This window comes from Pedobacter sp. SYSU D00535 (genome assembly GCF_017355855.1).
Taxonomy (GTDB): domain Bacteria; phylum Bacteroidota; class Bacteroidia; order Sphingobacteriales; family Sphingobacteriaceae; genus Desertivirga.
In genome coordinates, this window is record NZ_JAFEWD010000001.1 from 114,496 (window position 1) to 138,323 (window position 23,828).

15 protein-coding genes are annotated in these 23,828 nt (G+C 47.9%); 7 read left to right on the plus strand and 8 right to left on the minus strand.

The genetic code is table 11. The features are described 5' to 3' along the window. Positions 1 to 226 precede the first annotated feature (226 nt). The 3 genes from J4N23_RS00425 to J4N23_RS00435 form a co-directional block, all read right to left on the minus strand. Complete coding sequence (locus tag J4N23_RS00425; RefSeq protein ID WP_207425031.1) at positions 227 to 2,437, minus strand: hypothetical protein; 2,211 nt, start codon at positions 2,435 to 2,437, stop codon at positions 227 to 229. Beyond that, on the minus strand, positions 2,437 to 4,305 hold the full coding sequence (locus J4N23_RS00430) for a transglutaminase domain-containing protein (protein ID WP_207425032.1): 1,869 nt from the start codon (positions 4,303 to 4,305) through the stop codon (positions 2,437 to 2,439). The genes J4N23_RS00425 and J4N23_RS00430 overlap by 1 nt, the downstream gene beginning before the upstream one ends. A 209-nt stretch (positions 4,306 to 4,514) precedes the next feature. Beyond that, positions 4,515 to 5,036, minus strand: a complete 522-nt coding sequence (locus tag J4N23_RS00435; protein ID WP_207425033.1) for a hypothetical protein — start codon at positions 5,034 to 5,036, stop codon at positions 4,515 to 4,517. A gap of 289 nt (positions 5,037 to 5,325) precedes the next feature. Between J4N23_RS00435 and J4N23_RS00440 the strand changes: the two genes are divergently transcribed. Beyond that, positions 5,326 to 6,255: a hypothetical protein gene (locus tag J4N23_RS00440; protein ID WP_207425034.1), complete on the plus strand. Its 930-nt coding sequence runs from the start codon at positions 5,326 to 5,328 to the stop codon at positions 6,253 to 6,255. 169 nt (positions 6,256 to 6,424) lie between these two features. On the opposite strand, the gene J4N23_RS00445 is transcribed toward J4N23_RS00440, so the two are convergent. Continuing rightward, positions 6,425 to 6,691: a hypothetical protein gene (locus J4N23_RS00445; protein WP_207425035.1), complete on the minus strand. Its 267-nt coding sequence runs from the start codon at positions 6,689 to 6,691 to the stop codon at positions 6,425 to 6,427. 1,068 nt (positions 6,692 to 7,759) lie between these two features. Between J4N23_RS00445 and J4N23_RS00450 the strand changes: the two genes are divergently transcribed. The 5 genes from J4N23_RS00450 (at position 7,760) to J4N23_RS00470 (ending at position 16,171) form a co-directional block, all read left to right on the plus strand. Next, positions 7,760 to 7,903, plus strand: a complete 144-nt coding sequence (locus tag J4N23_RS00450; RefSeq protein WP_207425036.1) for a hypothetical protein — start codon at positions 7,760 to 7,762, stop codon at positions 7,901 to 7,903. A gap of 532 nt (positions 7,904 to 8,435) precedes the next feature. Next, entirely contained in the window at positions 8,436 to 8,936 is a 501-nt protein-coding gene (locus J4N23_RS00455; RefSeq protein WP_207425037.1) for a hypothetical protein, read from the plus strand. Continuing rightward, a complete protein-coding gene (locus tag J4N23_RS00460; RefSeq protein WP_207425038.1) occupies positions 8,929 to 14,697 on the plus strand; it encodes a carboxypeptidase-like regulatory domain-containing protein in 5,769 nt (1,922 codons plus the stop codon). Before J4N23_RS00455 ends, J4N23_RS00460 begins: the two co-directional genes overlap by 8 nt. 518 nt (positions 14,698 to 15,215) lie before the next feature. Next, positions 15,216 to 15,359 carry a hypothetical protein gene (locus J4N23_RS00465; protein ID WP_207425039.1) on the plus strand — a complete coding sequence of 48 codons (144 nt, stop codon included), beginning with the start codon at positions 15,216 to 15,218 and terminating at the stop codon, positions 15,357 to 15,359. 668 nt (positions 15,360 to 16,027) lie between these two features. Then, positions 16,028 to 16,171, plus strand: coding sequence for a hypothetical protein (locus J4N23_RS00470; protein ID WP_207425040.1), 144 nt, complete (start codon positions 16,028 to 16,030; stop codon positions 16,169 to 16,171). A 591-nt stretch (positions 16,172 to 16,762) separates the two neighbouring features. Here J4N23_RS00470 and polA read toward each other — a convergent pair. Then, positions 16,763 to 19,372, minus strand: coding sequence for a DNA polymerase I (gene polA / locus J4N23_RS00475; protein WP_207425041.1), 2,610 nt, complete (start codon positions 19,370 to 19,372; stop codon positions 16,763 to 16,765). Next, positions 19,369 to 20,280 carry a UV DNA damage repair endonuclease UvsE gene (uvsE, locus tag J4N23_RS00480; RefSeq protein ID WP_207425042.1) on the minus strand — a complete coding sequence of 304 codons (912 nt, stop codon included), beginning with the start codon at positions 20,278 to 20,280 and terminating at the stop codon, positions 19,369 to 19,371. The genes polA and uvsE overlap by 4 nt, the downstream gene beginning before the upstream one ends. 800 nt (positions 20,281 to 21,080) lie before the next feature. Between uvsE and J4N23_RS00485 the strand changes: the two genes are divergently transcribed. Next, a complete protein-coding gene (locus tag J4N23_RS00485; protein WP_207425043.1) occupies positions 21,081 to 21,281 on the plus strand; it encodes a hypothetical protein in 201 nt (66 codons plus the stop codon). Positions 21,282 to 21,454: 173 nt separating this feature from the next. Here J4N23_RS00485 and J4N23_RS00490 read toward each other — a convergent pair whose 3' ends face one another. Beyond that, the gene (locus tag J4N23_RS00490; RefSeq protein WP_207425044.1) at positions 21,455 to 23,233 is read right to left on the minus strand and encodes a hypothetical protein; all 1,779 of its coding nucleotides are present in this window, start codon (positions 23,231 to 23,233) and stop codon (positions 21,455 to 21,457) included. 2 nt (positions 23,234 to 23,235) lie between these two features. Next, positions 23,236 to 23,604 (minus strand): hypothetical protein, encoded by a 369-nt coding sequence (locus J4N23_RS00495; RefSeq protein WP_207425045.1) that lies wholly within the window; start codon positions 23,602 to 23,604, stop codon positions 23,236 to 23,238. Positions 23,605 to 23,828 lie beyond the last annotated feature (224 nt).

Consider the following 23,828-nt stretch of genomic DNA (forward strand, 5'->3'; position numbering starts at 1 on the left):
TTCGCTAAGTTTTGGTACTTTTCTTTCAAGAAAACCAACCGAAGGGAGCTCATGAGTGCAATGAAGACCAACAATCAGACGAATAAAAGTGATAAGAACCAAAGGCACCTTGGAAATTCTTCGAGTATTTCAGGCACAAAGCATCAGCGCTATCGTATTATCGCCACCACAATTCACAAAAAAGCCAGGCGCCCAATCAGAACACCTGGCTTTTCTTAAACAAAAACTAATTTACCTTCTCCAGTAACACCTTCTTCAAGCCCAGCGCACTGCCTTCCTCAATTAGTTCAGCAAGAAGAGGCCAATCTGCAGCCTTTTCGAAATAATTGGTGTAAGAACGACTGATGGTGATACGAAGCGTTTCCCCTTCCACAGCTGCCCTGGAACTGAATGCTCCGGTTTTATTCTTTTTCTCTGCATTTAAGTCTTCCAATCCTTTAACCCTGTAACCCTTAGGTACGGCCAGATTGATGGCATACTGAAATGTCCTTGGTCCTGACATATACACATCCACTGTGCGGGTCCGGCTTTCATCATCCAATTTAAGAAAAGAGCCAGCCAATTTTCCAGCCTCAACGATGTAGTTGTTGCCTGCTTTCTTGACAAAATTGTCCAGCACGAATGTGGCCGTATACTCAAACTCAGGAGCTGACGCTTTCAAGCCCGAGTTGAGGATCTTGTAGTTGCTGAGTTGTTGTGGCTCCTGGTCGAAGTGTTCTTTGATCTCTGAAGAAAAATTGTTCTTCTCGTCAAGCCTTGCCTTTTCAAAAGCCGCCTGATAGTCATCTACCATTTTCTTAGTGATATAGTTCTTTGACAAACGTGTTTGAAGCGGCTTGCCTTTTACGAGTGCCGTCAGTTCCCGGTCGATATCCTCCATCAGCAACAGGTGAGCCTGAACATCGCTCCGAAGGAAGCCGCGCTGTTTGCTCGTTCGGGTAATTTTTACCTTCTGCGGCGCTTCGTTAAGCAGGCTTACATGAAGTACTTCCGATAAAGTATTCTCGTCACTGCTGCCTGCCGGGAGCACTGTTTCGCTTTTTGTAAAGTTCGTTTCAAACTTGTTTTTTCTGTCAGGTTTCAGCACAATAGCTTTTTCGCCCAGAAACATGTGAGGAATTTCATTATACAATCCTGTAACGCTGTTAAAAAACAGATAGATGGGTTTCGCTCCCTTCACCCGGATAAAGGTTTCCAGGGGAGTATCTCGCTTTTTAGCATCTAACGCCGGCGAGAATCTGGAAGCTGCAAGCAGAACGTCGTGATCAATTTTCAAATCAATGAGGTTCTGACTGAACACCGCGGCATTGTACAAGCTCTTGGCTGTCCTGGAATTGCGTGCGTTCGACATATCCATCTCTTCTCCATCATAAAAGCAAAAGAGGGAATGTTTCCAGGTGTCGTATAGCTTGCAGATCACGCTGTCCAAAGGCACTGCCTTCAATTGTTTAGCACCTCCGAAGTAGTCTTTTACTTTAGTGCTGATCTCCGGATCTGCCACCCCTGTCCTTGCATCATACATGTTTTTCAGCGTCTCTATATGGGCGTCAACTACAGGCAGAGTCGACTCCTCTCGGGTTGAGCCTTTTCCTACAAACGTCCCTGACACCGAGATGTAGGGGAACTGACGGTAGGGGGACGACCAGATCAGGCCCTTATGCTTGGGAAGGTTACTGAGTTGAGCTGTCAGAATATGGTCTTTATCACTGTTCGTGGTGATCTTTAGTTCAGGAGCCCCATTGCCACTCATCTGCCTGACCACAATGTTGGGTCCGTAGCGGAAGTGGATCTTATAGTTTAGCACCGGGTACTCATCTTTCAGGAAAAATACATAATTGTTATCGTCGTAGTTGTCAGCATATCCTTCGGTAATCTCCGAGGTAGCAATGTAGTAATCGATGATATCACCGACGCTGAGGTTGGACACCGCAATTTTTCCGGCCTCGTCTTTTTTATCCTTCAGCAGCACCTGTTCATCAATATCTACCTCAATGGTTTTACCATCGGATTTCAGAATTTTGATACCAATAAATGTCTCTGCCGTATTTCTCAGCTTTGACACGCCGAAGTGACTGGTATTGTCCAGCCTTTTCTGATATTCGATGGTCGAAAATTCCTCCAGGGAAGATTTGTCGTTCAGTTTTACTCGTTCACGGAAAATCGTTGTTTTATCGGTACGGGCCACATTGCCGGTTCCGCCGGATGCACCCCATTTAAACCTGCTGCCCTTGGTCCGCTGCAGGTCAAAGTAACGGGCCAGCACCACAGCACTTTCAGAATTCATACCTGCAGGCGCCTCCTTCAGTTCAAAGCCAGGTGCCGGAGTCGCCCATACCTGCTTCTTTATCTCTTCCGCCTTTTGCTGGTAGCTCAGTTTCTGCCCGAAGGCCAGGCATTGGACCAGCAGCAGGGGGGTAATAAGTAAGGTTTTTTTCATTATGATTTTGGTTTTAGAATAACTGTTTCGTTGTACGCTGTATTTAACTTCTTAATGTCCGCGTTCCACTGCGCAAACTGAGCACGTTGAATACGGGGATTTTGAAAGCGCAACGTTTTTTTATAAAATACTTTGTCGCCTTCTTGTCGGTAGGAGATTTTGAATTCATAGTTGGCATTACGAATGGAAAGATCTTGGGGAAGGCTTCCCACAGTATAATCCGAAGGTATTTTTAGCTCCGTTTCTCGTTCGATATTGAACTTGTAAGGAAGCCAGTAGTCGTGTCTCCGGCTAGCTTCATCGATCTGGAAGTTGCCAAACTCCTTCCGCAGATCCATCTCTACATAATATTCTTTATCGAAAGAGCTGATCCCGCTCTTCTGTACCACGTTGTACCGGATGCTCAGCTCCTCATCATAATTGTTCAGATCAGAGGTGGTCACATTCTTCACCGTGTTTTCTTCGCCGCTGCTCAAATACTTCATTAAACTATTTTCGTAGTCACTTTTTTTCAAAGCATTAATGCGGCTAAGCATATACTCTTTCTCTTCTCCTTTATAGCTGTGCTGAGCAGTCCCCTGCAAGGCAGCAGCCTGCAGATTTAGCAGCCTTTTTTCATAATCCAGGTTCTGGGAAACGCTGGTAGCAGGGATTTTAGACAAAATGTATTTTTCACCATCTTCTATCAGCACCTGCCGGCCCTGGATGCGTTCGGCATACTCGTTAAAAGGCAGGTAAGTTTCTGTCGCGTCCAGAAAATACTGCTTCCCTTTATAGTTGACTGCACAGATCATGTGGTTATCTACGGCTAACGAAGGAGTACTGTAATCATAAGCAATGTGATTGGTTCCAATCCAGCACAGGCGGGCATCAAACCCCAGGGCGACCAGAAGATTTTTAGTAAGATTAGCCATGCCTTTGCAGTCGCCGTACTTTTTCCTGAGTACTTCATCGGCTTTGTCGGGTCTGAAGCCGGCAATACCATCTTCAAAAGCGATGTAACGGACGTTATCCTGCACCCAATAGAAGATCTTCTTGATTTTCTGCAGGTCATCGCTCAGTCCCTGCGTTAGTTCAAGTGCCTTGGCCTTCACGGCCTCCCTGTTTTCACCGTTTACTGCAACAGCCTTGTACCAGGCATACTGGTCGGCAAGGGTATTGAAATAGGTGATCGAAGTGCCATTATAGCTGGCTGATTTTGGTAAAAAAAGCAGGTGAGGGTAGAGGTAGGTGGGACCAGGGCTTTCCGGTTCTGCCTTTTGAGGAGCCAGATTACTGACCTGGTAGGTGAATACGTCGGCATCGTCACGCTTATCATAGCGGACGGTTTTGAAGATGTTGGGGCCGAAATTCAACTCTTTGATGTCGAGCTTCATCCACCTCGGTACAGATACACGGATCTCACGCGATTGTATCCGGTAGGGCTCCGTGAAATACAGGTTGCAGAAATACCTGGGGTCTTCTGTTGTTTTTACAATCGTGGAAGTAGCCTTATTCCCCTTTTCTTTAAGAACAATTGGGAAATGACAAACCCGGGCATCTGAATAGAAAATCCCGTCAATCGAATGGTGGCTATATTGCGGGCTGAAGCCCAGAGGCTTATACCCATTCACCGTGCAGCTTACCTGATCGATTTCGGTGTCGTTATCATAGAACTCCGCCACCTGGATATTGGCATTATAACCCTCGGCCAGATAGTTCAGTACCTCCTTTTGTCGCACTTTCACCTGCGACGTCTTTCCGTTCCACTCGAACTTGATCTCGGTCACGGCACTGGTGATTAGAACACTTGAATCGGGCTCGACAGCAAAAGATTTGATAACAGCAACAAAGGCTATCATCAATGACAGAAACAGATTCTTTAACATAAGAATATAAATTTGATAGAGCGCTTGTAACCGGTTAGTCCGGATGCGGGGTTCTCAGGTCGTTGGGAGCTGATTCCAACCTCGCAGCTTCGGGAGAGCGTTTGAAGCCGGAGTTGTGATAATACTTAATGAGCGGGATTTCTCAGCTTTCTTTAAAATGAATGAACGCTATTGCTTTTGTTACCATTCTCAGGAGGGAAGCCCGGAACCTACTTTCTTCCGCCGCCGAACATCCAGCCCAGCTTAAGGGAAGCATAATCGCCGTTGAAGCCGTAAGTCTTCAGTAACTTATTGTATTCGAGTCCCAGTCGGAAGTGTCCCGTTTCAAATCCGGTCCGCGCAAGAATGGCAGGGCTGTCTTTGTGGGTCAAGCGTTCTCCTGATTCATCTACGGCTGCCGCGTCCAGCACACCTACACCAATGCCAAACAGGGGACGTAGTCCATTCGTGTTCAGATAGTAGTCGCCGGTAGCCATGTAGGAGCCCGCCAGGTCGTCAAATTCAATTCTGCTTCCGGCAGCATAAATCCGTTCTCCGCTTTCCAGCCGAAGACCGAAGGTGAGTTTATCGTTGATAGCATACTTAGGTTCCATCGCTAACACGACACCTACGTCGCCTCCCTTACCGGTGGCCATGGTCGGCCCCACTGCAAGCTCTACTTTAAAGGCTTTAAAAGATTGTGCGCACACACTAGCCTTCGCACCCAGTGCTAAGGCCGCAACTAACATCATACGTTTCAATTGTGACAAGTTTTGCTCAAATATAGAAAAGAAGCTTTGTTTTTGCATAAAGCTTCTTTCGTCGGAGAGAAAAAAAGTACCTTCAAACGAAAGCATGCCCTTGAGATTTTTCTGCCCTAAAAACAAGAAACGAGGACTTATCTGGGTCAGCTCCCAAGCTACCGCGGGGGAGGCTGAAGTCCTATTGAACTTGGTTGTTTGTGTACGTTCTTTCTCCTTTTGTTCATTAAAATTCTTTGTCCTATCATTGTATTCGATTTTTTAAAAAAGCCGATACCTTATGCCAAGAATTTTCACTACTACAATTGCCTTGATTATATCGCTGCACGCTTCTTCACAGATAAATATGAAAGATTCGACGATGCAGGTCATCGCTTACTGGAATAAGCAGGAAAAGCAGACTTATCATATCGTAGATGAAAAATTCAAGGTGACAGATAGCGATACTACTTCGAGGGAAACTACGGAGTACGATGTCGAGATCACCGTAAGCGACTCCACAGCTAATTCTTTTACGGTTCAGTGGCTTTATAAAAACGTGAGGGTGAAAACAGATAATAAATTTATTCAGAAGGTGGCCGGCCTCTCAGAGCAGCTTCCCATTGTGTTTAAAACGGATGAAATGGGTGTCTTTCAGGAGGTGCTAAACTGGAAGGAAGTCAGTGACTACATAAAAAAAGCAACAGCTCTACTGCGGGAGGAGTTTAAAGGCACGCCCAAATTGAAGGAAATTACCGGGCAGGTAGAACAAAGATTTAGCACTAAGGCCGGCATCGAAGCATCAGCGATAAAAGATATTATTCAGTTCCACAATTTTTACGGCGGAAAATACACCTTACACGAAGAGGCGACCGGAAAAACCAAAATGGCGAATCTGTATGGCGGGGAGCCTTTCGATGCAGAAGTCTCTGTTATTTTGGAGGAGATGGATGAAAAGGAAGATACCGGAATCATAAAATCCTGGCAAACTATCGATTCTAAACAGGTGACCGAAGCAACGTATGAATATCTAAAAAAGATGGCTTCTAGCTTGGGTAGCCCTGCCCCTAAACGTGAAGATCTTCCTGACATGACAATTGAAGACTACCTCGGATCCAGTTTTCATGCCTCCTCAGGCTGGCTTCTTTACAGTGTTCTTGAGCGAACTACAAAAGGTGACAATATCACGCAGATCGACAAGAGGACAATTGAGCTGGTTACGGAGGAGTAATGGAGGTGCAGCGTAGTCAGAACCGCGGGGAGCTATGAAAGACGCCGTCTGGAGCTCTCTATCTCTGCAGTAGAACTGCACTTTTCTTCGTCATCCTGAAATTTACGCTGAACTTATTTCAACCCTATTTCAGTATCTCTAGAACCCCTTTTTACACTTAACCAGGTGCTCACGACTTACCCAAATACTCTCTTAACGTACTTTCAATTTTTCCACAGCCCACCAGGAAGGGCTTATCCTCAATGCTGATATTAAAACCCTGCCCTTCCACCATATAGGCTCCGGATACCTTACCGAGAGGAGTAGAAATAGCAAAGCTGCCAGCTGAGGAGCTGCCATTAAAAGTTCCGCCCGCCTGCGCAATAGCAGTCTGAGCCTTGGCAACAAGGGATTCCGCCGAGCCTTGAAAGGGGATTGTAAAGTTACATTTAGCCATAAGGATTGTTTTTTTGTTTACAACGTGAGGAGCTTGAAATAGTTTAGGTCACTATTGTCTTCCTAAATTCATCTGATTGATACCTACTAATGTTATTACTACGTTTGATCCGGAGGGCTGTGTGAGAAAGGCACCTTCGGTTGCCCTCATAGCCGGGCAGGCCTAGTCCTTTTGTCTTGACACAAAAGGACCCAAAAGTCAAGCCTTCCCGAATGTTCCTTTGCCGCACATGCCAACCGCACAAATTTGCTCATCAGCTCGGGGCTGCGTCTGCTTGTCCCCTGAAACGCGCAAACCTTCGCTTCAGACAACCAGCCAATGCCCCATCCTCCCGCACAAAGTCAGCTGATGCGCAAATTTTTCCCGGAACTTACGGGACGGCGGTCCCATTGATCAACCAAACTGCAGGTTTTCAACCTAGCTAACCGGTACAACCCTTGATCGCAGGTATTACATTTATCCGTTTAGCAGCTTTTTACCCCATTACTTGTATTAGTTGCTCAAATTGCACTACCGTTGATCCGGAGGGCTCGGACTTCCCTCAGTGCCGGCAAGAGTTCCTGGATCAGCAGGGTTTGAGCAAAGGAAGAGGGCATTGGCTGGTTGGCTGAAGCGCAAGCCTTGTGCGGTTAGGGCCAAGCAGGCGCAGCCCTCGAGCGCTGATGCAGGAACTGTGCGGCTGACTTGGGCGAAAAGGCACCTTGGGAAGTCCTTGAACTTTTGGTTACTTTTCTTTCAAGAGAAAAGTGACAAGAAAGGCCTGAAAGAGAACGCTTCGCTAAGTCTTGCTTCTTTTCTTTTTGTCTTGACACAAAAAGAAACAAAAAACTCAAGCCTTCCCGAATGTTCCTTGGCCGCATATACCAACCGCACAAATTTGCTCATCAGCTCGGGGCTGCGTCTGCTTGTCCCCTGAGTCGCACAAGGCCTTTACTTCAGACAACCAGCCAAGGCCCCATCCTCATGCACAAGCTAGCTGATGCGCAAATTTTTCCCGGAACTTACGGGACGGCGGTCCCATTGATCGACGTAGCTGCAAGTTTTCAACTTAGCTAACCGGTACTACCCATGATAAAAGGTACCACGGTTGAAGGGACGATGATATTTAGTACTACCGTTGATCCGGAGGGCCCGGACTTCCCTCAGTGCCGGCAAGAGTTCCTGGATCAGCAGGGTTTGAGCAAAGGAAGAGGGCATTGGCTGGTTGGCTGAAGCCTAGGCCCTGTGCATTTAGAGCCAAGCAGGCGCAGCCCTCGAGCGCTGATGCAGGAACTGTGCGGCTGACTTGCGCGAAAAGGCACCTTGGGAAGTCCTTGAACTTTTGGTTACTTTTCTTTCAAGAGAAAAGTGACAAGAAAGGCCTCAAAGAGAACGCTTCGCTAAGTCTTGCTTCTTTTCTTTTTGTCTTGACACAAAAAGAAACAAAAAAGTCAAGCCTTCCCGAATGTTCCTTTGCCGCACATACCAACCGCACAAATTTGCGCATCAGCTCGGGGCTGCGTCTGCTTGTCCCCTAAAACGCGCAAACCTTCGCTTCAGACAACCAGCCAATGCCCCATCCCTAAACACAAGCCAGCTGATGCACAAATTTTTCCCGGAACTTACGGGACGGCGGTCCACTAATCAACGGAACTGCAAGTTTTCAACTTAGCTAACCGGTACTACACATGATAAAAGGTACCACGGTTGAAGGGACGATGATATTTAGTACTACCGTTGATCCGGAGGGCTCGGACTTCCCTCAGTGCCGGCAAGAGTTCCTGGATCAGCAGGGCTTGAGCAAAGGAAGAGGGCATTGGCTGGTTGGCTCAAGCTCAAGCCTTGTGCGGTTAGGGCCAAGCAGGCGCAGCCCTCGAGCGCTGATGCAGGAACTGTGCGGCTGACTTGCGCGAAAAGGCACCTTGGGAAGTCCTTGACTTTTGCCCAACTTTTTGTCAAGAAAAAGTTGGAGGAAAAAAGGCACCTTGGGAAGTCCTTAAGTTTTTCAGTGTTTGATTTGATTTTTATTGGCCTTCAAGAAATCGCTTCGCTAAGTTTTGGTCCTTTCTGGCCTAAGCAAAAAGGACTAGGCCAGCCCGGTCATGAGGGCATTACATCACTACGCCTCTCTCAAAATCCCTTCAATCTCTTCATTAATCCCCTTCAACTTCCTCTGACAAAAAACCATCAACCCCTTTTTCTCCTCTTTACATTAATTCCAGTATTTTCATTAATTTCCCATGCCTTTATCGCAACCGATGAGTAAATATTCAACCTTATTCCTATTGATCCTGGCGAGCATTGCTTGCTTCGGTCAGCAAAACCTTCAAAATACCCGAGAGAGCAGCGAGTTTACCTACGTTTATCCGTTAAACGAGAAAGTAGTCGAACAGCTTTACAAGGGCCTTCCCCTGGATGAAAAATTGTTGACGCATCCGGTCGACTCTTTTAAAACAGGTTCCTATTACGAGCCCTCCCTGGCTCCGGGCAACTATCTGAAAGTGTATGCCGATCAGAATTCCCTGAAATATACACTGCTCGAACAACGCAGTGCCCAGCTCAAGCTGTTGTCAAATGGAAAAGAGCTCCAGTTTATACTGCTCGACAAGAAGGGGCAGGCGATCAGGGATGCCGAAGTCTCCGTCAACAACAAAGCGGTATCTTACGATCAAAAGGGAGGGGTATGGCGTGCCGCTTATCCCCGGAAGGACGAAAACCTCGTGCGGGTCTTTTACCAGGGAGTGGCTAACTATTCCATCATCGAACGGGACAAGGAAGGGAAGCCTTTTAGTCATTACAGCAACTGGTTCTTGCGCCAATCTCCTATTAAGTACCTCTTTGTCCCGGCGGAACGCTTGTACAAGCGCTGGGTAAAAAAGCAATACTATGGCCGGCGACAACGGCCCGCCGCCTCAGGCTACCTGGTTTTCAATAAACCGTTCTATAAGCCCCTCGATACGGTAAAATTTAAAGCCTATTTGCTTAAACCGAAGGCTCATAAGCCCTTGGATTTGCCACTACAGGTGATACTTAATACACCGCAGGGCAAATCGCTGAAACTTGGTGGGGCCTTATCGCCCCACCCAGGTGCCTATCATTTTGCGTTTCCCCTGCATGACAGCCTGAAGCTGCAGCTCGACAGAACCTACCGCATTCAATTGAAACACCGGAACAAGCAGTACTATGAAGGTACTTTCGAATACGAAGAATATGAATTAAAGTCAATCTCCTTTAGTATGCGCGGCGACAAGCCCGAGCACTCTCGAAAGCAAGCCCAGTCGCTTTACTTCCGGGCGCTCGACGAGAACGGCTTGAACGTACTCGATGGCCGGGTAGAGCTGCTGATTCGGACCCAGTCTGTTTCCGGTTTCAAGAAGGACAGAGTGTTTGTGCCAGACACCCTTTGGAAACACCAACTGAAACTAGACGCGCTGGGAGAAACCCGGCTCGTGCTGCCCGATTCTATTTTTCCGCATGCAGATTTAGAGTATGTAGCTGAAGCAACTTTCCTCAATAGCAATAACGAGGAAAGGGATGCCTCCGAACATTTCGATTTTCAAGATGAACCGGGAAGCGACCTGGAATTTGAATTGAAGGCTGATAGCCTGTATCTCTCTTTCCGTGATCCTGCTGAGCGGAAAAGGGAGGTAACGATCAGGGCCCTGGACCAGAACGGGGATGAAATCGATCAATTCAGGGCCAGCGTTCCTGGTGCTGCTCCAATAAATTTGCAGGCCGCCGAGTACGAGGTGGAAGGAGAAGATGTTTCTGACTGGTATGAGTTTGAGCAGGACGAGCATCGTGTGTCAGCCGCTGCCCGCAGGACCGCCGATTCGATTTTGGTCAGCATTACCAATCCACGAAGGATCCCAATCTGGTATACGGTGTTTAAGGGAAATAAGGTGGTCGACAGAGGAACCACTATCGATTCCGGCTATAGAAGTGCCTGGCGAGGGAAAGAGAAGGCGACGTTCAGTTACAGCTTTATCTGGGCGGGAGAAAGCGTTGGGGCGAATACCGAGGCGCAGTTTGCAGAGAAGCAGTTGCAGCTGGACGTTCGGCAACCGCTCGTGGTATCGCCCAGGGAGCGCGCAGAAATGGAGGTTTCAGTTAGGGATGCGAAAGGTAAGGCTGTTGAAGGGGTCGACCTTACTGCATTTTCCATTACCTCCAAGTTCGATTATCAGGTCCCTCACATACCCTACTTCGGCCGGCGGGCTAAGGCGATACGCTGGAAACAGGAATTGGAAACAGATGAGGGTTTCAGTGGAAGCAGCAAGCTTGCCTGGGAACGCTGGGGACGGGAGCTGGGCCTGGATTCCATCGCCTATTTTCGTTTCACACATCCGCAGAAAGAATATAAATACTATGAAAGCGATCCTGATTCCATCACCCAGATTGCTCCCTTTGTGGTGGAGAACGGCGAGATTCTGCCTGTCCACATCCTTTATATCAACGATAGACCAGTCTATTTCAGTCGGGCGCAACAGCTCAGGCGTTACTCCTTCAAGGTGGAGCCGGGTCTTTTGAATCTCCGATTCCGGCTGAAAGATAGAATTATAGATGTTGCCGGAGTGAGGGTAGAAAAAGGGAAGAGGCTGGTCATTAGTTTCAACGCAGACCCAAGTCAGCATATAAACCTCTCCATTGCTAAAGCTCCCCCCGTGCTCAGTGACGCAGAGGCCAATGTACTGAACCGGTACATGATTTCAGTAGCCGATACCTGGAGCCCGCGTTATGCAACGGTAAAAGGTCCCGATAACGTATTTCTGCTTTCTTCGGGCGGCGACTCCTATTTCCAGAGCCACCCGAAATTAGTGGGCCCCTTGTCGTATAATGTGGCGGAGTTTCAGGTCAAAGGAGAGAAGCCCCTCACTTTTACAGCCGAGCCGAATTATTCCTATACGTTCCAGCCCGGATTGATCAAACAAAAATCTATTGATACCAAATATCCTTTTAATGTGGCTACCAGCGGAACTACTCCCGTTCCCGGCTATAAGGAACGGGTGCTGACCAACAGGGAGCTGGATAGCATCTGGACAGATTACCTGGATCTTCGCAGTCATACCACCCACCTTTTTGATTTTCCAAATAAGAACTTGGGTTCAGCCCGTCTCCAGATCCGGCTGACAGAACCGGGCGACAAGCAAGACAGACAGCTGATCAAAAGTGTCTTACTGTATCGGAACGATGATCCTGATTTTCTGAGGATCTATCCCGGCAGGGAAACCAACCTCGGCTACCTGGAACCGGGAGATTACCGTCTGTTGCTGCTCCTCAAAGGGAACCGCTACCTGCCGCCTCAACACCTGAAACTCCTGCCGAGCGGAAGAAACCTCGTAAGCATTCCCTTCGCTGAAATATGTCCGGCAGATTCCATGAGCAGGCACATAGGAGAACAGATTGCCGAGGCTGCGATGGGAAAACTCCCGGTTTCCAACCTGATGACGGAGCAGATCAAGCAGCGTTTTAACGAGCAGTACCTTGACCCGGCCATCTATACCGGAAGAATTACGGGAACGGTGTTCGATAAGTCTGATAAGGAGCCCTTACCTGGCGTGATGATCAAAATCAAGGGGACTTCTGTGACAACGGTAACCGGCATAGACGGAACATTTAGTCTCCGCGTACCTCCCCGAGGGAAGCTGGTAATTAGCTTCGTAGGATATAATCCGATGGAACTGGATATTGAGCCTGGCCGACACAAAGATATTTATCTGGAACAGAGTGAAATGCAGCTGCAGGAAGTTGTGGTGGTAGGCTACGGCAAGCGGGAGATGGAGCAGAGTTTACAGGGCTATCTGGCAGGTGCGGACATACGGCGAAGTATGACGGCCTCGGTATCCACTATTACGGTGCGAGGACTGTCCTCGGCTGGAAGCGCTGGTCCCCTGTACATTGTCGACGGTATTCCTCAGGAGAATGCCCTGAGCCAGCTGAGCCCGGATGAGATTGCGGAGCTGAATACTTTACAGATGGAAGCTGCAACCGCTATTTATGGAGCGAGAGCGGCGAACGGCGTGATCATCATCACCACTAAAAAAGGAAAGGCAAAAGCTGAAAAAGAGGCGGCAGAGGCTGCAATGGCCGGACAGGGAGCTACGCTCAGGAAAAATTTCTCCGACTATGCCTTCTGGCAACCCTCCCTGCGAACTAATACGGAGGGTAAGGCTCGCTTCTCCGTTACTTTTCCTGACGACATCACCAACTGGCGCACCTTCGTCATCGCTATGAACGGGAAGGAACAGAGCGGCTATGCTGAGAACAGCATTAAGGCCTTCCGGCCGCTAAGTGCAACTTTCGTAAGTCCGGCCTTCGCTATCGCCGGCGACCGTTTTCATCCATTGGGCAAAATCTCCAATTACACCACGGAGGCAACCTCCCTGCAACGGCAGTTTATTTTTAACGACCAGGTCCTGCTGAACAGCAGCATTAAAGTACTCCATTCACACATCGACACCCTTCAGGTGCTGGCTGCCGGCAGCGACAGCCTGAAGTTCAGATACACCCTACAGAAAGCAAGCAGCTATACGGATGGGGAAGAACGCAACATTCCTTTATTCCGGGCCGGAGTACAGGAAACAAAGGGAGTGTTCAGCAGCCTGGAAGGTGATACTACCCTTACACTTAGTTTTGACCCGGCACTGGGTCCTGTCACTTTTCGGGCCGAGGCTTCTGTTTTGCCGGTGTTGCTGGATGAGACGGAGCGTCTGCGGAATTACCCCTACCTCTGTAACGAGCAGATGGCCTCGAAGTTGAAATCGCTGTTGCTGGAAAGGAAGATCAGGGCGTACCTGGGCCAGCCTTTCGAGCACGATCGCGACATTAAATCCCTGATCAAAAAACTGGAAGAAGGCCGCCGGACAGATGGCACCTGGGGCTGGTGGAAGCACGGTGAGACCGAATGGTGGATCAGCCGCCACGCAGTGGAAGCCTATGTCGCTGCGGCGGAAGCTAAATTTGACATTCCGGTCCCCCGCCAGGAGTTGAAGGACTACCTCACGTATCAGCTTTCCAGCGCTAAAGGAATGGATAAGCTGGACGTCATGCTCATGCTGGAAAAGCTAGGTAGTGCCGTGGATTACCGGAGCCATATCGCGCTGTATGAGCGGGAATTGAAACAGGCCACGTTGAAACCCGGCTTGTATAATCAGTTTAAGCTGCTAGCCATGAAACAAAAAGCGGGCATGACCATATCCATCGACTCGCTGCTTCAGCATCGGCGCCAGACCATGTTTGGGAGCCTTTACTTCGGAAATGACAGTTACCGCCTCTTCGACAACAGCATCCAGACAACAATCCTTGCTTACCAGATCATCAAAGCGGATGGAAGGCAGCCCGATCTCTTAAGGAAAATGAGGAACTACTTTCTAGAACAGCGCAGGGATGGGCAATGGCGAAATACTTACGAGTCCTCCCTTATCCTCGAGACGATACTGCCGGATCTACTAAAAGGGGGAAGTCAGCCTGCAGCGCCTTCGGTCCGGTTATCCGGTGCATTGGAGGAAACCGTCAGCACTTTTCCCTATAGCCGCGAACTGCAAGCTGGCGCAAAGCTCACCGTAGAAAAACAGGGAGATCTCCCTATCTATATCACCGGGTACCAGCAATACTGGAACGCTGTACCTGAAAAAGTATCAAAAGATTTCAGGGTGGACACCCGCTTTATAGATAACAAAGGAGCAGTGCTCAGCAAGCTGAAAGGCGGGGTGCCGGTAATCCTGACGGCGCAGGTACAGGTAAAGGCCGATGCCGATTACGTCATGATCGAAATTCCCATCCCAGCCGGATGTTCCTACGAGGAAAAAGAACAAAGCTGGCGGGGACTCGAAATACACCGCGAATACTTCAAGCACAAGGTGAGTATCTTCTGCCGCAAGCTGAAGCAGGGCGAGCACTCCTTCGAGATCAAGCTCATGCCCCGCTACAGCGGCGACTTCCAGCTAAACCCCGCCAAAGCGGAGATGATGTACTTCCCGGTATTTTATGGAAGAGAGGGAATGAGGCAAGTAAGGATAGGGGAGTAGTAGATGGCTATCTTCCTGCATTTGGACGTCCGCAGGAGGAGAGACCCCTGTAACTCTAATCGCACTATTGTTGATTCGAAGGGTCGGACTTCCCTCAGTGCCGGCAAAAATTCTGGCAGCAGCAGCAGGCCCTGTGTAATGGAAAAGGGCATTGGCTGGCAGTGAAACCTAAGCGAGGTGAGCCAGAAACGAAGAATGCGCTTGCCATGACGGGAGCGACCGTTAACCCGAGAACGCTTTCAATTGAAAAGCAGAGCTACGTTGATTTGGTAAGGTCATCAGGGTTGTCCTCCGCTGGCGAAGGTGCCGATAGGCGGAGGTGGATAAAGCACTTTTTAAGCTCCTCCACTTTTTCTTAAATTCTATGAATTAGCTTTTTAATATCACTTGCACCCAGCCAAGGTCCAATCTCCAAGTACAAGCCAGCTGATGCGCAAATTTTTCCCGGAACTTACGGGACGGCGGGCCCATTGATCAACGTAGCTGCAAGTTTTCAACTTAGCTAACCGGTACTACCCTTGATAAAAGGTACCACGGTTGAAGGGACGATGATATTTAGTACTACCGTTGATCCGGAGGGCCCGGACTTCCCTCAGTGCCGGAAAAAGTTCCTGGATCAGCAGGGTTTGAGCAATGGAAGAGGGCATTGGCTGGTTGGCTGAAGCCCAAGCCTTGTGCGGTTAGGGCCAAGCAGGCGCAGCCCTCGAGCGCTGATGCAGGAACTGTGCGGCTGTCTTGCGCGAAAAGGCACCTTGGGAAGTCCTTGAGTTTTTCAGATGTTAATTTGATTTTTAATGGCCTGAAAGAGAACGCTTCGCTAAGTTTTGCCCAACTTTTTGTCAAGAAAAAGTTGGAGGAAAACTGCTAAATACGACAACCAAGCTTATCAATCACATCTTCCTAAATTCATCTGATTGATACCTACTAATGTTATTACTACGTTTGATCCGGAGGGCTGTGTGAGAAAGGCACCTTGGGTTGCCCTCATAGCCAGGCAGGCCTAGTCCTTTTGTCTTGACACAAAAGGAAACAATGCCGAGCAAAGCGAGACCATGAACACCATTAAATAACAAATAAATTTGTGAATAACGTCAAGCCTTCCCGAATGTTCCTTGGCCGCACATACCAACCGCACAAATTTGCTCATCAGCTCGGGGCTGCGTCTGCTTGTCCCCTGAAACGCGCAAACCTTCACTTCAGACAACCAGCCAATGCCCCATCCTCCCGCGCAAAGTCAGCCGATGCGCAATTTTTCCCGGAACTTACGGGACGGCGGTCCCATTGATCAACGGAACTGCAAGTTTTCAACTTAGCTAACCGGGTACTACCCTTGATAAAAGGTACCATGGTTGAAGGGACGATGATATTTAGTACTACCGTTGATCCGGAGGGCCCGGACTTCCCTCAGTGCCGGCAAAAGTTCCTGGATCAGCAGGGTTTGAGCAATGGAAGAGGGCATTGGCTGGTTGGCTGAAGCTCAAGGCTTGTGCGGTTAGGGCCAAGCAGGCGCAGCCCTCGCGCGCTGATGCAGGAACTGTGCGGCTGACTTGCGCGAAAAGGCACCTTGGGAAGTCCTTGACTTTTGCCCAACTTTTTGTCAAGAAAAAGTTGGAGGAAAAAAGGCACCTTGGGAAGTCCTTAAGTTTTTCAGTGTTTGATTTGATTTTTAATGGCCTGAAAGAAAACGCTTCGCTAAGTTTTGCCCAACTTTTTGTCAAGAAAAAGTTGGAGGAAAAAAGGCACCTTGGGAAGTCCTTAAGTTTTTCAGTGTTTGACTTGATTTTTAATGGCCTGAAAGAAAACGCTTTGCTAAGTTTTGCGCAATTTTTTGTCAAGAGAACCGACCGTAGGGAGCTCATGAGTGCCGAAAGAAAACTAACGATTCGAAAAAGTTGTCGGATAACTGCTAAATAGCGCGATTGACTATTCTGGAGGCAAAGGCCTATTAGAAATTCAATAGCTGTAAGCACACACAACACGCCTGCGTCAACATATGAATTATTTGGGGCGTAACCCGCTTATCGCGACGGCCACAATTACGACACCTTAAAATAGCTTTTCGCATTTAAAGCTTGTAGGGTTCTTGCTCCAACCAGTTCTTCCCAGCGGTAATTCCCACCTTTAGGGGCACAATGAATTTAGCCGTGTTTTCCATAATGCTTTGGATTGCCGGCACGATGTCGGGGAGTTCGGCGTCTACTGCGTCAAACACCAACTCGTCATGCACCTGCAGGATAAGCCTCGTTTTGAGCGCCTTTCTGGAAATATACTCATCCACCTTTACCATCGCTTCCTTGATAATATCGGCAGCTAAGCCCTGAAGGGGGGCATTTACGGCAATGCGTTCAGCCATCTTCCGAGTTGTTCCGTTGCGGGAATCGATCCCCTCGATGTATCGTATTCTTCCGTAGCGCGTACGTGAAAAGCCGCGCTCCCGACTTTCTTCGATTGATCGTTCCAAATAGCTTTTAACCGAGCTGAATTCTTCAAAATAGGCATCGATAATTTCTTTCGCTTCCCGTTGTGAGATTTTGAGTCTGCTTGCAAGTCCCCAGGGCGTCATCCCATAAGCAATTCCAAAGTTTACGCTCTTAGCCTTGTTTCGCATATTTTTATTTACTGCACTTTCCTCCACTTTAAAAATCCTGCAGGCAGTGATGGTATGAATATCCTTATCAGCTCGAAATGCTTCAACTAAAAATTCATCTTCACTCAATGTTGCTAACAGCCTAAGCTCTATCTGGTTGTAATCGATGCTTAAAATACTTCTTTCCTCGCCTGAGGGGATAATGGCTCGTCTGACCTCCCGCCCAGCCTCGCTTTTGACAGGCAGATTTTGAAGATTCGGTTCGGTACAACTTAAGCGTCCGGTACCGGCCACGATCTGTTGGAAGTTGGGGTGGATCTTGTTAGTTTCAGGGTTCACATAGCGCGGAAGAGCCTGCACGTAAGTATTAATAATCTTGCTCAACTTCCGGTGCTCGAGGAGTTTGGCCACAAAAGGATATTTGGGTGCAAGATCAATTAAAAAAGGTTCTGCCGTGGATATTTGACCTGTCTTGGTTTTTTTCAATTCCGATGCTTCCACTATCGTTCGCAAGACAGTGGCGGTTTGCGAAGGCGAACCTAAATTGAAACGAGAGCCTGCTAGTTCAAAAATCTCTTTCTCCAGCTCCTGTAGTTGAACGGAAAGTAGTTCTTCGATTTCAGCGAGGGCCGGCTCGTCTATGCGAATACCGCTAATCTCCATTCCGGCAATCACCTTTTGCAAGGGTAGCTCAATGTTTTCATATAAGGGCCGAAGATCAAGCCGGTCGAGTTCTTGTTCAATCTTTTCAGCAAGTTGGCTAAGCGCAGGTAGATAACTAAGCTGCTGATAAGGACCAAGCAATTCGTATTCAGAAAGCTGATACTTTTCCTTCAGGTATTCCCATTCAATTTTGGCATCAGGAGCTAAAAGGTAGGCAGCCAGAGAAAGGTCTTTCCACTTGCCGGGAGGCTGAAGGTCCATCGTCATGATTTTTTTTAGCAGCGGCTTCAGAAACCAACCATATACTTCTGCCTCGCTTTTGTCAAGTTCTGTCAAAAGTTCTCTCCATTGCATCCGATCGGCGATTTGCAGTTCTACTGCTTCCTTTGCATCAAAATGAAAGAAGATACTTTTGCTAACGTCAGGCTGAAATGCCAGCGCTATTTGCTTTGCTTTAGAGATAGATTCAATACAGTCCTCCAGGGATGCTTTTTCCATCTTAAGCGCTATCCTGGAAGATGAAGCGGCACTGGCGCTTTCCTGCTTAATGAGCCCGGCTTTTAGTATTCGTTCTTTGATTCGAACAAACTCTAATTCCTCTAAAAGTTGAAGGAGCTCCGGTTCCATGGCCGGCTTTCGGATTAAGCTTGCCGGTTCCACCTCAAAAGGCAACTTGTCCGCTAAACTGACCAGCTGTTTATTTTGCATCAATTGCTCCTGCGATTCGAGTATAGATTCACGAATCTTCGGTTGCCTGATCTTTTCCGCTTCCTCAATGATATGTTCAATGTTTTTGAACTGAGCGAGCAAACTAGCTGCTGTTTTATCACCAATTCCTTTTATGCCGGCAATATTATCTGCGCTGTCGCCGCGAAGGGCAAGAAAGTCGGTAATCTGAGAAGGGTCTACACCGAACTTTCCCCGCACGCCCTCGGTATCGAGCGTCTCCATCACAGCCCCTTTATAAGCGGGCCTGAAAAGAAAAACATTTTCGTTCACTAATTGGGCAAAATCCTTATCGGGACTGACGATATAAACTGAATAGTTTTCTTTTTGAGATCTTAGGGCAAGCGAAGCGAGTATGTCGTCGGCTTCCAGGCCATCCACTTTAAGAACAGGAATCTGCAAATACTCGAGCAATCGCAAAGCATAAGGGAATGCCTCGGCGATTTCAGAGGGCATTTTTTCCCGGTTTGCTTTATAGTCGTCCGATAAGTCCAGGCGGTCCTTAGACTTTGAGTCTAGAGCTGCTGCCAGCGCATCCGGCTTTTCCTCCAGTAGAATTTGGAAGATGTAATTGAAAAATACAAGGCTCGTTCTTGTGTCAATTCCGGTACTGGTGCCGAAACGTTTTCCCATTGTGGCGAAATGCGCCCGGTAGAGGAGGGGCATCACATCCAAAAGGAATAGTCTTTTCTTTTTCATAGTGCTTTTAATCGATAATCAGCCAGGTATTTTAGCACTGCTGTTTCCTTCGCTTTGGCTTCAAACATAATGTCGACCTCAGCGCCATAGGTATTTACACGACTATACAGGAAGTCTGCATGTGCAGTTGCGGCAGCAGTAGGGTCTTCAAAACGCTTTCGGGAGCTGGAAAAATGGACTACAGGAGTAATGTCAGCAGGCCAGGTTTCAATGGCTGCAGAAAATGCCTCTTCCTCAGTCATGTCTCCGCTGCAGAATTGGTGATGGAAGTAGTCAAATACAAGGGGGATACCTATTTGCTGGTGCAACCACAGCAAGTCCCTGATATTGAACATATTCGCTTTATCATCGTTCTCTACCGTGAGACGTGCCCGGATAGAATCAGGCAAGGCTGTATAGCTTTCGGCAAATCTAGCCAGCGCTGTATTCTTATCACCGAAAGCGCCGCCAACATGAATGTTAATTTTGGCAAAAGGGCTTTGTGGAAGACCCATCAGGTCCATAATTTCAGCGTGCTGTCGCAGTTCTTTAATCGTCTTCGTGAGGACGCTGGGAGTATTAGTAGCAAGTACGTTAAATGGACCCGGATGAAAGCTAAGCCTGATGTCGTTATTTCTTGCCTTAGTTCCAGCTCTTTGCAATACGATTTTGATCTGCTCATAATCCGGAAGATCACTTATCTCATATTCGCTCATCCAGGGAAACATGTCGGAACTCATCCGATAAAATCGGAGGCGATGCTTTAGATTCCATTCGAGCACCTTTTCCAGGTCACGGACATTCGCCAGGGCATGGCTGGAAGCATAAGCGATTCCTTTTTCAAGGAAAGTCTTTTTAATCATCGCCCTGTTCACCTGTACTTTTTCAGCAGCCAGGGTCAAATTAAGTGCCGCATAGCCATATCGCATCTTTCTCCTTTTTTAGCAGATTTTATCTTCAAACAATTATCAAGCACAACCATTTTAAAGCTCGCAGTGTTTTAGAACAATGGCAGAAGGTCCGGCCATTGTTCTATTGGGAGAGAAGCTAGCGTTCCTTGTCGGAGAGCGGGCATAACTGTGGGGTTAAACTAGCTAACCGGTACTACCCTTGATTTTGAGTACTTCAATTATCCGCTTAACAGCTTTTTTACTTCCTTGCTTGTATCAATTGCTCTAGTCGCACTATCGTTGATCCGGAGGGCCTGGACTTCCCTCGAGCGCTGATCCAGGAACTGTGAGGCTGCCATGAGCGAAAAGGCACCTTGGGAGTGCCCTCATAGCCGGGCAGGCCTAGTTCCTTTTTTCTTGATAAAAAAGGAACCAAAAAATCAAGACAAAAATAAGCTTCAGCCCGCAAGGCCCGCTCTGGCCCGCATTTTTGTCGCCTCACCCGCGTCCTTCGAACGACCTTTCTACCCGCTGCAAACGTATGTTTTTCAAACAGGCCTTTTTGGATGTAACTGAAATCGCACTATCGTTGATCCGGAGGCCCGGACTTCCCTCAGTGCCGGAAAAAGTTCTGGCAGCAGCAGGCCCTGTGCAACGGAAAAGGGCATTAGCTGGTTGCGAAGCGAGGGATATGAGTATCGGGGCAAAGCAGCCCAGCCCTGTGCGCTGCTGGCAGAACTGTGCGGTTGACTCGTGCGAAAAAGGCACCTTGGGAAGTCCTTGAACTTTTGGTTACTTTTCTTTCAAGAGAACCGACCGAAGGGAGTTCATGAGTGCCAATGAAAACGAATAATCAGACGAATAAAAGTGACAAGAACCAAAGGCACCTTGGGAAGTCCTTGAGCTTTTCAGGATTTGATTTGATTTTTAATAGCCCGAAAGAGATCGCTTCGCTAAGTTTTGCCCAACTTTTTGACAAGAAAAGTTGGAAGGGGACTAGTCAGCAGCACTGCAAAACTTCCGGAGTAGTAGCTTTATAAGTATCATCAGCCTCGTGCTCATCGCCTCGTCTGCCGCCGGAGTGTAGCGAGAAGTGCATTTTCAATCCATCTTATTGTTTCAATTAAGGTACTAATCTTTCAACTGGCCATCACTTCGACGACTCTTTATAGTACAGGTCTTGGTTCAAGCTCCTGCTTAGCAAAGCCAAACACTACCTGATAGCAAAACCACCTACAGGAATTCTCAGGCCAAAAAAGGAGTAGCCGCGTCCTGAAAACAAATTGCTGCCGTAGCCTAGTTGGAGAAAATCCTGAAATATAGAGAAGGTTCCACCCATGCCGATCTCCATCGCTCCATTGCCGTCAAAGTCTAGGCTGGAGATATTTAGACCAAGGCCTGGCGAGAAAAAGGTATGATAGCTAAGGGATTTCCTTGAGTTTTCTCTGTTTTTCCAGATGCCTTTCAACAGGATGCTGTAAGAGGGCGCGTACTGAAACAAGGCTTTGTTGTCTGACCGCTCCAGTAAGGGAACCGGGTCGAGGAATAGAAAGCTAACTGCCGTGCGGACATAAGCAGAGCAGAAGTACAGGCGGTATCTTAGTGTTTGGAGATCACGGAGGGCGGAACTGCCTTTGCCATAGGCAATTCTAATGACAAGGGCGTCTCCCAAATCTCTTTCACCGCTGGTTTCCAGGTTTAGCGTACCCGATTCCGGAAGCCGGTCGAGGGTCATCTTTTTTACCTCCTGCGAAAACTGATAAGCCTCCGTGCGAAAGGCTTCACCGTGCACAAGCACCTCAACGGCATTCCTGATCCTGTTCTCGGCAACACCCAGCTCTTCCTTGAATCCCCTGCTTAATTGTTTTAGATCCTCCGAAAGCTTCTCTACATCAGCCTGAAGGCCGCCCTTCACAGTTTTTAGCTGTTGATCCACCAATGCCGCATTTGAAGTAAGGTTTTCGTAAAGCTGTTCTGTTTTGGTCCTTAACTCTGCTACATCTGCATTAAACTCAACCAGGTGGGCATCAGATGCGCCACTGAAAGGTTGCTTGTATTTTTCGACGGTTGCTTCGATGAAGGAGTTGTATAATAGCAGCTCACCTTGAGACTTTTCAAGAGCGGCTTTTGCGCCACCTAAATCTTGCGAGGCCCGGTCCAGAATACTACTGAGGCTTGCCTCGAGTGTTTGAAGGTTTTGAGCCGTTTTAGTGTCTAATGCCGATAGCAGCAGCTCTCTGATTGCGTTTCTCGTATTCAGCGCTGCTCCCAGTCCCTCACGGTTTGCTACACTTGCCAGCTGCGCAATCGCCTTCATCTCTTGTTGTTGCTCCTCGGGAAGGAGGTATATGAACTGGGCCACCTGATACGGTTTTTGTGGAGCGATATCATCAAATCCGGGAATATGGAGAGCCCTTTGCCCTTGTTTAGTCTCTATCCAGGCGCCAAGTTGAACGTAGGAGCCGTTTGCTTTCAGTTCCGCCTTTAGTTCGTCTTCCAGTGTCTCTACCATTAGACGTGCAGCCTTGAAAAGAAGCGCGTATTGGTCATTTATATTATCAACTCCCGCTCCACGAACAAGTGTGTAAGCCTTCATTCCCTGTGGATCTCTTAAAATAAGATTGGTATAAGGGGCGAGTTTTTTCAGCGACTGTTGCCATCTTAGGTCAGTTTTCTGGCCTTTATCAAATTCTTCTATCGCTCGCGCCAGCGTCTGCAATGCTTCTACCTCCTTCTCTAGCATCATTCTCAGTTTTCGGAGCCTTTCTGTTAGTTCTTTGTGAGCAGTGGTATCTGCCATACGGGAATAGAGCTGCTCTCGGTCGAGTTGGATGGTAAGGATACTATTAGGATCTACCACACGGTAGTTTGGTTCGTGATCGATATCCTTACCATTCGAGGTGGTTTCTTTGATCCTAAGTACCGGCTTTTCCTGCGAATATATTAGGAGGCCGTTCAAACATAGGATCACTGTGAAAATATGTTTCTTCATATCTAGTTCGTTTCGGCAAGCATAAAGGCGGCGTCGATCTCGGCAGGGTTGGTATTAGTGACGATATAGGCAATGGATCCTCCAGAGGTAATGCTCAGGGCTAGGATTCCAGAGGGCCATGGACTTGTTATTCCGGCAACCCCGTCGCTCAAAGGCATAGACAACAGCTTTGGGTAAAGTGGAGTAGGATCGGGTGCAGTTATTACCCAGCGCCAGTTCCAAGCCTGTTTTAAGGCTTCTGTCATTAAGCTTTGGTGCATTGGACTATTCCCCAAAATCAGAAGGTATACTTTATTGGAAGTGCTCAGATACTGATTAAACTCGGCTGCGGCTACAGGACCCGCGGAAAGGATAAGATTGGGATTGGTCATGGGGCGATTGTGTTAGGTGTCATACCTGGTTTCAGTTGGATAAATTTAGAAAAAAAATTTCGTTAAAGGGTCGACTTTTTCTTCTCTTTTAAAGTAATTGTGCAAGAGGGCCAAAATAATCCTATGCTGCTATAGTAGTTATCCCGAATTTATTTCAGGAGAAATAGCTGCCTCTGGCACTGTCAGGATGCCCTCCTTACAAATCAGTGTTTAAAGTTTTTCCA